Here is a 10,741-nt window from a genome sequence, read left to right as displayed (position 1 = left end):
CGGATCCCAACTCCCCTCAGTCGGCCTACGGCCGCCAGCTCCCCTCACCCTTGAGGGGAGCCGACGGGATAGGACGTCTCACCAATCGGATCCCCTCCCCGAGGGAGTCGACGGGATGGACGGAGTCAATCCATCAGGAAAGCCGACGCACGGCAACAGCCCGTACAATGTGTGAGGATATTCGATTATGACGTCCGATACGAGGCGTCCATGAGGAGACTGATTCGTCATGCAAGAGAACAATGACCGCGGCGAGGAGCTGCGTGCCATTCGCGAGGCATTGGGGGAAGGCAAGAACCCGCTGAACATGCAGGGAATCCCACGCTGGGAGGACCAGGTGGGCATCGACCGCATCGTCAACCGTCGTGTGATGGAGCTCGATCCGCTGCCCACGCCGGCCGAGGTGCTCGCCGATCTGCCGCTCGACGGCGCGGCCCGCGACCTGGTCGCTACATCGCGCGACGAGGTGCGCGGCTGCCTGTACGGCCAGGACGACCGTCTGCTCGTGCTAGTCGGCCCCTGCTCCGTGCACGACCCCAAGGCCGCGCTCGACTATGCGCATCGTCTGGCCGCGTTGAAGGACGAGCTTGACGGCGAGCTAATGATCGTGATGCGCGTGTACTTCGAGAAGCCGCGCACCACGGTCGGGTGGAAGGGCCTGATCAACGACCCCGACGTGGACGGCAGTCACAACATCCACAAGGGTCTGCTGCTCGCCCGCCGGGTCCTGCTCGACGTGCTCGACGCCGGACTGCCCGCCGCCACCGAATTCCTCGAACCCACGTCGCCGCAGTTCATCGCCGACGCCGTCACCTGGGGCGCAATCGGCGCGCGCAACACCGAAAGCCAGATCCATCGGCAGCTCGCCAGCGGCCTGTCCATGCCGGTCGGCTTCAAGAACGCCACCGACGGCTCCGTCAAGGCCGCCATCAACGGCTGCTATGCCGCCTCCCAGCAGCATACGTTCTTCGGCATCGACCATGAGGGTCGCGCCGCCGCCGTGGAGACGCTCGGCAATCCTGACTGCCATGTGGTGCTGCGCGGCTCCAGCCATGGCCCGAACTACGATGCCGAATCCGTGGCCACCGCCATGGCCGCGGTGCGCGACGAGATGCCTGCCGACTCGGCCGCCGCGCATGGTCTCGTCATCGACGCCTCGCACGGCAACTCCGGCAAGGACGAGCATCGTCAAGCCGAAGTCGTGCGCGACATCGCCGCGCGTATCGCCGCGGGGGAGCAGGGCATCACCGGCATCATGATGGAAAGCTTCATCGAAGGTGGCAATCAGCCCGCCGCGCCGTTGCCCCAGCTCATCTACGGTAAGTCCATCACCGACAAGTGCATCGCATGGCCCGAGACCGAACGTCTGCTGCGCGAACTCGCCCGGGCGGTGGGGGAGCGCCGCTGGAGCTGACGCCGCTGCGTAACACGCGGAGGCTCTGAGAGCGGAAGTCATGTACGTTTCGCGACACACTCAAGGCCGTTCGGCCAAGCCTACGGTCGAGCATCATATGCCGGCGGGCTCCTACTGTGCTTGCGGCTAAAAGGGTGGGCCAAGCCTACGGTCGCGAAATGCATGTGCCTGCCTCCTTGATGTTCTGCGTCAGACATTAGTTGTCGAATCGCCTACCCCTCAGACCCACTTCGCGGGCCAGCTCCCCTGACAAGGGGAGCCAAGACAGCGTCAGACGAACTTGTGGAGCGTCATACTGAATCCGCTACTGTGCTTGCGGCCTGGAGCGATATGGGGAAGAGGCCATCGCCCGGCTAAGCTGTATCGGGGAACGCATCACATACCGTAAAGGAGCATCCATGGCCAGAACCATCGCCGTCATCGGAGCATTGGACGAGGAGGTCGCCCTCATCGCGCAGTCATTGCGCGACACCGACACCACGCACGCCGCCGGACTCGACATCGTCTCCGGCTCCTACGCCGCCAAGTCCGGGGAGACCCTGAAGGTCGTCGCCACGGTGGCCGGCATGGGCACGGTGAACGCGGCCGCCACCACGCAGCATCTCATCGACGCGTACCGGCCCGAGGCGGTCGTCTTCTCCGGCATCGCCGGCAATCTCAACAGGCATCTGCACATCAACGACGTCGTGCTCGGCGGCACGCTGCGCTATCTCGACTCCGACATGCGTCTCATCGCCCAGTCCGCGCCGAAGACCGAGGAATTCCATTCCGACCCCCATCTGATCGAATTGGCGGACGAGGCGTTGGACGAGATGGGCATCACCCATATCACCGGCATCATCGCCACGGGGAACTATTTCGTCGAAGGTGATGAGAACGTCAACAGGGTGATCGTGGCCACCGGCGCCGACGCCGTGGAAATGGAGGGTGCCGCCGTCGTGCACGTGGCTGCGCGCAACGAGGTGCCCGCGTTGGTCATCCGCGCGTTGAGCGACAACGCCGACACCGAATACGAGACGTTCAAGGACTTCGACATCAGCGAATACGCCGACACCGCGGCCAGGCTCGTCATCAACATCCTCGGACGGATGTGATTGATTGATAGTCACCGTCATGTGGGCCTCCCGGCCCGTGTGACGATGATAGCGATATACGACAGGGGCCTTGGAACCGATATCCACCGGTTCCAAAGCCCCTGCCTGTTGTGATTATTCAGTTATTTAGTTATTCAGTTATGCGGTCAGGCGATCAGGCGTGACGGCGACGGATGACCATCGTCACACCGGCGGCCGCGGCGATGACCACGACCGCGGCGATGCCGGCAACGGCCGTGCCGGTCTTGCCGAGCTGGCCGGCGGTCTTCGCGCCGCTGGTGTTGGTGCCGTTGGCGTTGGCCTTGCCGGAGTCGTTGGCGTTGTTACCGTTGTTACCAGCGTTGCCGTTGTTGTTGCCGGAGTTGTTGTTGCCGGAGTTGTTGTTTCCGGCATTGTTGTTTCCGGAGTTGTTGTTTCCGGCATTGTTGTTACCAGCGTTGCCGTTGTTGTTACCGTTGTTGTTACCGGGCTGCTCGTCGCTGGCCACGACCACGCTGGCTTCGGACTGACCGGGCTCGACGTTCACCACGGTCTTCTTGTCCTTGCTCAGCGTGACCTTGGCGCTGTAGGCGGCGGCGAGGTTCACACGGGCCCAGCCCTTGCTGCTGGCGTCCAGCGGGTAGCCGGACTCGCCTTCGGTGGCGGCGAGCACGGCCTTCTTCTGGTCGGGGGTGAGGCTCTTGAACGCTTCGACGTTGTCGAGCATGCTCACGGCGGCGTCCGGGACCACGGCGTCCTGACCGGTCTTGCCGGTGGTCTGGAAGCCGTAGGTCATGCGGGCCTTGTAGGCGGCCAGGGCGGAGGCGCGGTCGGTCACGGCGGTCTTCACCACGTCGTCGGTGAAGTCGTTCTTGTAGCCTTCGGTGCTGTTGGCCTTGGTGTTGGTGATGCAGGCCTCAAGCGTGTCGCCATGCTTGTCGGCCTTGCACTGGGCGGTCAGGTAGTCCACGAGCTCGGTGCGGGCTGCGGCCGCCTCGGTCTTGGCCTTGGCGTCGCTGCTGACCGCGGTGGCCACGCCGTACTGGCCGGCGATGTGGCCGCCGAGGATATCGAGCGGGTAGTGCACGCCGAGCACGATGCGGTTGTTGCCGGCCTCGGACACACGGGTCATGATCTCCGGGCCAAGCTCGGGCAGGATGTAGGCCAGACCGGCACCCTGGGTGAAGGCGAAGGTGGTGTGTCCGGACGGGAAGGAACCGGAGTTGTACAGGTCCTCGTACTGGTTGCTAGGCTTCCCGCCGTCGCCCCAGTCGAAGTTCTCGTAGCCGGGGACCTTCTTGATGCGGTTCTGCAGGGTGTCGTCGATGTTCAGGGTCTTGCCCTGGAAGTTCACGCGGTCGATGTACGGGCGCGGGTGCTGGTAGTAGGCCTTGGCGGTGCCGGTGCTGGCCGACTCGTTCATCGTGGCCAGGAACGCCTTGGTCTGTGGCAGCTTGCCGTTGTCCATGGCGGTCTTGTAGTACTGGCCGAGCACCGGGCCGAGCGCGTCGTACAGGGTGTTGGTGGAGTTCATCTGGGCGTCGGAGAGGGCACGCTGGTCCTGGTCGGTCTTGCCGTCGGCGCCGAACGCCTTGTTGTTGATGGAGGCGGTCAGGTCGTCGTCGTGCTTGGTCACGGACTTGGCCACGTCGGTGTTCTTCACGCCGTTGGCGTTGTAGAAGTCGAAGTAGTTGTTGTAGTCGGTGAGCAGGTCGGTGATGGCGTCGGCCTTGGGCTGGGTCGGGACGCTCGGCTTGGCGTTCTCGATCCGCACCTCGTTGCGGTGGTGGCCGAAGGAGATGTCGGTGATCTTGCGGGTCGCCGGATCGGTGCCGTCGAAGGTCACGCGGGCGGTGTAGATGGCGGCGAGGTTGATGCGGCCCCAGCCGTTGCTGTCGGCGTCGAGCGGGTAGCCGGACTCGATTTCGCTGGCGGCGATCACCTGACGCAGCTCGTCGGTGGTGAACTTGAGCTTGGCGTCGGACGGATCGGAGGTGTCGTCGGTGTTGAAGTAGTCGACGTTGGCGAGCAGGTTCTCGGCACCTTCCGGCACGACCGGGCGCTTGGTGGTGTCACCGGTCTGCGTGAAGCCGTAGGTCATGCGGGCCGTGTAGGCGGCGAGCGTGGAGTCCTCGTCCGTGACCGGGTTCTTCACCACGTCGTCGGTGAAGGAGTTGGTGTAGCCGCCGTACTGCTTCTTGCTGGACTGGCCGTTGGCGTTGGTGGCGTTGATGCAGGAGTGCAGGTCGACGTCCTTGGTGATGCCGTTGGTCTGGCAGTCGGCGCCGAGCACGGACTGCAGCTCGGCACGCACGTCCTTGGCCTCCTGGGCGACGGTCGGGTCGCTCAGGGCGCTGGCCACGCCGTAGGCGCCGGCGATGTGGCCGCCCATGATGTCGAGCGGGTAGTGCACGCCGAGCACGATGCGGTTGTTGCCGGCCTCGGAGACGCGGGTCATGATCTGCGCGCCGAGTTCGGGCATCACGGCCGCGAGCGCCGTGCCCTGGGAGAAGGCGAAGGTGGTGTGTCCGGACGGGAAGGAGCCGGAGTCGGCAAGGCCGTCATACTCGCCCTGGTCCTCGTACGCCTGCACCTTCTCGATGTTCAGCGTGCTCTTGAGGCCCTTGAGGTCGAGCTTGACACCCTTGTAGTTGGCGCGGTCGATGTACGGGCGCGGGTGGGCATAGGTGCTCTTGGCGTTGCTGGTGCTGATGCTGCTGCTCATGGCCTTGAGGTAGGCGGCGGTCTTCGGCAGCTTGCCGTTGTTCATGTCGGCTTTGAAGTAGGCGCCGATCGTGGGGCCGAACGCCTCGTACAGCGTGTCGGTGGTGTCCATCTGCGCGTCGGAGTAGGCGCGGGCCTGCTGGTCGTTGGTCTTGTCTGCGGTGTCCTTGGCGGCCTGGTTGTTGATCTGCTCGGTCAGGGCGTCGTCGTGGGCGAGCACCTTTTCGCCGGCGTCGCTGGTGACGCCCTTGCCGGGCGTCCAGTAGGTGTTGAAGTCGCCGAGCATGGCGGTCAGGTTCTTGCCCTGGTCGGTGCCGGCCGGCTTCTGGGCCAGGTCATACTGGATGTAGCTCTGCTGGTTGTTTGCGGTGGCGTCGGCCGCGTTCGCCGTCGTGGCGAGCGGGACGAACATGGCCACGGCGACGAGGCCCGCGAGGGCTCCCTTGACCGCCGTGGTCGGGAAGGCAGTACGTGTCATGATTCTCCCAATCCTCAATGGAAAAGCCGACGACTCCAATTATCTGGCGTCATCGGCATTACTGCAGTTCCAGTGTGCGGCATTTCGATTCGTGCCGCACCGGGGCGAGGGAAGAAATCAGCGTCGTGAAATCCTGCGTTCACCGAAATTCAACCGTCGTTCATCTGCATCGATTCCTCGGAATTTGGCCAAAACAATCGTAAAGACCCGATTTTCGGGCCGTTCATGACCGGTTCTACCAAATTCGATGGCCTGCCCATCGGCCAACCCATCGGCCAACCCATCGTCACAGGGTGAACGTGTGGATGTCGTTGCTGGCGGGGCCGGTGCTTGACCGCGGGATGAACGTGGATTTGAGGAACCTCGTGGACGTGGCGTCCGCCTCCGGCCGCGTATGGCGCAGTTGGGAGATGATGTCGTCCACCGCCAACTCGGCGGGCTTCTTGCGCGGCAGCCGCACCGTGGACAGCGCCGGCGTGACCAGTGAGCTGACGGGCGTGTCGTCGATGCCGATCACCGAGATCTCCTCGGGGATGCGGATGCCGCGCGCCTGCAATGCCTTGATGAATCCGATGGCGAGGATGTCGTTGTAGGCGATCACCGCCGTCGTGGGGTTGCGCATGAACTCGTCGCTGTAACGGTATCCGCCGCTGTACGACGGCGCCTCGGACGCCACGCGGCGCAGACGGATCCCGCTCCGGGCGCACAGCTCCGACAGCGTTCGCCAGCGTCGGCCGTCCTGCCACGAGGCCTCCGGCCCCGAAAGATACGTGACCTCGTCGTGGCCGAGCTGCATGAGATGCTCTATCGCCTCGGAAAGGCCCTGCCGGGCGTCGGGGATGATGGACTGCACGCCGCGGATGGGCCGGTTCAGCGCGATCAGCGGCTTGATCTCGGCGAGTTTGCGGACCGTGGCGTCGGACGACCGCGACGAGGTGAGGATCAGGCCGTCCACATGGCCCATGGCCAGGTTCAGGGCCTTGCGTTCGATGAGGTTCGTCTCCTCGAAGTCGATGACCAGCAGGCCGAACCCCTTGCGCAGGCATTCGTGCTGGGCGCTTTTCACATAGTCGGCGAAGATGGGGTTGCCGAGGTCGGCCACAGTGATGGCGATGAGTCCGTTGAGATGCTCCGAATCGGTCATGTTCAACGACGTGACCGTCTTGACGCGGTATCCCAGTTTGTCGGCGGCGTCGCGGATGCGTCTCGCGGTCTCGGCGCTCACCCGTCCCGGGCGCGCGAAGGCGCGCGACACCGTGGAGGGGGAGACGCCCACCAGCCGCGCCACGTCACGTATGGTCACGGTCTTCCTGACGTTCGGCGAGGAGGTGTTCGGCGAGGAGCCGGGCGTCGTCGTCCCCGTTGGCATCGGCGTCGTTTCGTCGTTCACGTCCCCATTGGCGTTCTCAGATGAAGTCATGCATCGCTCCCGAAAAGTTTTCCTAGTCGAATATTACTCTACCGTTCTTTCCCCCGTCATGATCGATGCGCCCAAGGCGTGCAAACCCTGGCAACTGGACGCCCTCCCGATGCCGCGAATCCATAATCGAAAGTGGAAGACAACAAACAAAGGAGTTTCTAGCATGGTAAACGCAGATAGGCTGCTGCCTGCCGACCCGACCACCCGCGACATCGCGCGAGAGCTGTACGCCGAGGTCAAGGACCTTCCCATCATTTCCCCCCCACGGCCACGTTCCGGTCGAATGGTTCCACGACAAGGACTACCATTTCGCCAACCCGACCGAGCTGTTCATCACGCCCGACCACTATGTGACCCGTATCCTGCATTCGCAGGGCGTTGACCTCAAGGAGCTCGGCGTGGGTCAGAAGAACTTCACCGAGGAGCAGGCCAAGCACGCCTTCGAGCTGCTCGGCAAGCACTGGGACGCCTACCTCGGCACTCCGATGCAGTACTGGTTCGACGATGAGCTCTCCACCGTGTTCGGCATCGACAAGCCGTTCGGCCCCGACACCGCCGGCGAGATCTACGACGAGATCAACGACGACCTGAAGCAGCCGGAGTTCTCCACCCGCGCCCTGGTGAAGAAGTTCAACATCGAATTCATCTCCACCACCGACGACACGCTTGACGACCTGCACCTGCACGACGAGACCAACGCCGACCCGGACTTCCCGGCGCGTCTGGCCCCGGCCTTCCGCCCGGACCTCTACCTTGAGCCCTACAAGACCGCCAACTGGGCCCAGGAGGTCGAGAAGCTCGGCGAGGTCGCCGGCATCGACGCCACCACGTACGCGGGCTTCACCGAGGCCCTGCGCCGCCGCCGCCAGTACTTCAAGGCCCACGGCGCCGTGCTGTCGGACCACTCCCACGCCGACGTGCGCACCGACCGCCTCTCCGACGAAGAGGTCAACCGCCTGTTCAAGCAGGCCATGGCCGGCAACATCACCCCGGAGGAGGGCGACAAGCTGCGCCGCCACTTCTTCGCCGACCAGGTGGAGATGGCCCAGGAGGACGGTCTGGTCATGACCGTGCACCCGCACGTCCACCGCGACTACGATCCGCAGAACCTCGCCCAGTACGGCGTGAACATCGGCGCCGACATCCCGGCCAAGGCCGAGTTCGCCGTCGACCTCAAGGGCCTGCTCAACAAGTACGGTAACAACCCGGACTTCCACTTCGTGGCCTTCACCCAGGACGAGACGGTCTACTCCCGCGAGCTCGGCCCGCTGGCCGGCTTCTACCCGAGCTTCTACGTCGGCGCCCCGTGGTGGTTCCTCGACTCCCCGGAGCCGATCCTGCGCTTCTACGACTACATCACCACCGCCGCCGGCTTCACCAAGCTCTCCGGCTTCATCGACGACACCCGCGCCCTGTGCTCGATCCCGACGCGTCACGACACCAACCGTCGTCTGACCGCCCGCTTCGTCTCCGGCCTGGTCGCCGACCACCGTCTGAGCTTGGACGAGGGCAAGAAGGTCATGCGCGACTCCGTTCAGGCCGGCCCGCGTCACGTCTTCAAGCTCGACTGATTCCGCAGCCGCGTCGGTGTGGCCTTCCCCGTGCAGGTCATGGAAAAGCCAGGTCGTGGGGAGGCCGCACCGATACGCATACCGTCGTGTTCGTGGCAAATTTTGGCACGTTCTATGTCGGTCATCACCCTCTATTATAAATTGATTATAACGGCGCTCGCCAAAGAAGGCGCGTGCCGAATCGATAGGAAGGAACGACATTCCATGGTTCTTCATCTCACCGATGACTTCAAGGCCAATGCCGCCGATTGGGAGGCAGCCGGCATCAAGCTTCCGCAGTACGACCCCGCCGAGGTCGCCGCATACACCGCCGACCACCCCTACTGGGTGCACTTCGGCGCCGGCAACCTCTTCCGTGAGGTCCACGCCCTCATCGCCCAGGACCTGCTCAATCAGGGTCTGACCAAGTCCGGCATCATCGTCGCCGAGACCTTCGACGCCGACATCATCGACGACTCCTTCAAGCCGTTCGACAACCGCGGCCTGTCCGTCATCCTCAAGTCCGACGGCTCCATCGACACCGAGCTCGTCACCTCCGTGGCCGCCTCCTACGGCGTCAAGCAGCACGACGAGGTGTGGGACGGCCTCGTCAAGGTCTTCACCAACCCCGAACTGCAGTTCGCCACCGTCACCATCACCGAGAAGGGCTACGCCATCAAGAACAACGACGGCGAGCTGCTCCCGTGGATCAAGCCGGAGGTCGAGAACGGCCCCGACTCCGCCGTCTCCGCCATGGGCGCCATCACCGCCCTGCTGTTCGAGCGCTTCAAGGCCGGCGCCAAGCCGATCGCCATGGTCAGCACCGACAACTTCTCCCAGAACGGCGACCGCTTCCGCGCCGTCATCGTCGAGTTCGCCGAGCTGTGGGCCAAGAAGGGCTTCGTCTCCGAGGACTTCGTGCGCTACGTCGACGACCCGGAGAAGGTCTCCTTCCCGCTGAGCATGATCGACCGCATCACCCCGAACCCGGCCGAATCCGTCTCCAAGCTCCTCGGCGAGAAGGGCTTCGGCGACAACAAGATCTTCCACACCGCCAAGGGCACCAACGTGGCCCCGTTCGCCAACTCCGAGGAGACCTGGTACCTCGTCATCGAGGACGCCTTCCCGAACGGCCGTCCGGCCCTGGAGAAGGCCGGCGTGTTCCTCGGCGACCGCGACACCGTCAACGACTCCGACGAGATGAAGGTCACCACCTGCCTCAACCCGGTGCACACCGCACTGGCCGTGACCGGCCGCCTCATGAGCTACGACTCCATGAGCGAGACCATCGGCGACCCGGTGCTCAAGGCCCTGGCCGAGCGCCTCTCCTACAAGGAGGGCCTGCCGGTCGTCACCGACCCGGGCATCTTCTCCCCGAAGGAGTTCGCCGAGAAGGTCATCGACGTTCGCGTGCCGAACCCGAGCCTGCCCGACTCCCCGGTCCGCATCTCCACCGACACCTCCCAGAAGGTGCCGATCCGCTTCGGCGTGACCATCAAGAAGTACGTCGAGTCCCCGGACCATGACGTCGACGAGCTCGTCGCCCTGCCGCTGGCCATCGCCGCATGGCTGCGCCTGCTGCTCGGCAAGGACGGCAAGGCCACCGACGATAACGGCAACGAGATCACCCTGAGCCCCGATCCGCGCATCCCCGAGCTGCAGGCCGATCTGGCCCCCCTCACGCTGGGCGGCGACCTCTCCAAGGCCGACGAGGTGCTCAAGCCGATCCTCGCCGACACCACCCTGTGGAACGTGGACCTCACGCAGACCCCGCTCGCAGCAAAGATCGTGGGCTACTTCAAGGAGCTCGCGGCCGGCACCGGCACCCTGCACCCCGTTCTCAAGAAGGAACTCGGTCTCTGAAACCGGTCCCTTCCGTCCAGGCTCTCCCGGGCATCGAATCCCGGGGGAGCTGATTCGCGACAATTCGCGACAATTCGCCATGTGGCATGGAGGCCACATGGTAAACCAGAAACCGAAAACCACCGAAAAGCAAAGGATTACCACAATGAAGATGGGTTTCCGTTGGTATGGCGAGGGTAATGACACCATTTCGCTGGATGATATTCGTCAGATCCCGGG

Annotated in this window: 6 protein-coding genes; 4 read left to right on the top strand and 2 right to left on the bottom strand. The window is 64.1% G+C overall.

Annotated elements, in window-relative coordinates:
* Nucleotides 1-229 precede the first annotated feature (229 nt).
* Together DF200_RS09995 and mtnN are read left to right on the top strand one after the other, a co-directional pair.
* On the top strand, nt 230-1,414 hold the full coding sequence (locus DF200_RS09995) for a 3-deoxy-7-phosphoheptulonate synthase (protein WP_109138128.1): 1,185 nt from the start codon (nt 230-232) through the stop codon (nt 1,412-1,414).
* Nucleotides 1,415-1,812: 398 nt separating this feature from the next.
* Nucleotides 1,813-2,508, top strand: coding sequence for a 5'-methylthioadenosine/S-adenosylhomocysteine nucleosidase (gene mtnN / locus DF200_RS09990; RefSeq protein WP_109138127.1), 696 nt, complete (start codon nt 1,813-1,815; stop codon nt 2,506-2,508).
* Nucleotides 2,509-2,662: 154 nt separating this feature from the next.
* On the opposite strand, the gene DF200_RS09985 is transcribed toward mtnN, so the two are convergent.
* Both DF200_RS09985 and DF200_RS09980 read right to left on the bottom strand, forming a co-directional pair.
* The gene (locus DF200_RS09985; RefSeq protein ID WP_109138126.1) at nt 2,663-5,689 is read right to left on the bottom strand and encodes a phosphatase PAP2 family protein; all 3,027 of its coding nucleotides are present in this window, start codon (nt 5,687-5,689) and stop codon (nt 2,663-2,665) included.
* A 286-nt stretch (nt 5,690-5,975) separates the two neighbouring features.
* A complete protein-coding gene (locus tag DF200_RS09980; protein ID WP_109138125.1) occupies nt 5,976-7,109 on the bottom strand; it encodes a LacI family DNA-binding transcriptional regulator in 1,134 nt (377 codons plus the stop codon).
* Nucleotides 7,110-7,285: 176 nt separating this feature from the next.
* On the opposite strand from DF200_RS09980, the gene uxaC reads away from it, so the two are divergent.
* Together uxaC and DF200_RS09970 are read left to right on the top strand one after the other, a co-directional pair.
* Complete coding sequence (gene uxaC, locus DF200_RS09975) at nt 7,286-8,680, top strand: glucuronate isomerase (protein ID WP_338323275.1); 1,395 nt, start codon at nt 7,286-7,288, stop codon at nt 8,678-8,680.
* A gap of 204 nt (nt 8,681-8,884) precedes the next feature.
* The gene (locus tag DF200_RS09970) at nt 8,885-10,522 is read left to right on the top strand and encodes a mannitol dehydrogenase family protein (RefSeq protein ID WP_109138124.1); all 1,638 of its coding nucleotides are present in this window, start codon (nt 8,885-8,887) and stop codon (nt 10,520-10,522) included.
* Nucleotides 10,523-10,741: the final 219 nt, after the last annotated feature.

The sequence above is a fragment of the Bifidobacterium catulorum genome, from assembly GCF_003129925.1.
GTDB lineage: Bacteria > Actinomycetota > Actinomycetes > Actinomycetales > Bifidobacteriaceae > Galliscardovia > Galliscardovia catulorum.
This window is presented reverse-complemented; position numbering and strand designations above follow the sequence as displayed.

Excerpts from the sequence above, each read along its gene's own strand:
- DF200_RS09995 (WP_109138128.1), top strand. The coding sequence starts at position 230 with ATGCAAGAGAACAATGACCGCGGCGAGGAGCTGCGTGCCATTCGCGAG.
- mtnN (WP_109138127.1), top strand. The coding sequence starts at position 1,813 with ATGGCCAGAACCATCGCCGTCATCGGAGCATTGGACGAGGAGGTCGCC.
- DF200_RS09985 (WP_109138126.1), bottom strand. The coding sequence starts at position 5,689 with ATGACACGTACTGCCTTCCCGACCACGGCGGTCAAGGGAGCCCTCGCG.
- DF200_RS09980 (WP_109138125.1), bottom strand. The coding sequence starts at position 7,109 with ATGACTTCATCTGAGAACGCCAATGGGGACGTGAACGACGAAACGACG.
- DF200_RS09970 (WP_109138124.1), top strand. The coding sequence starts at position 8,885 with ATGGTTCTTCATCTCACCGATGACTTCAAGGCCAATGCCGCCGATTGG.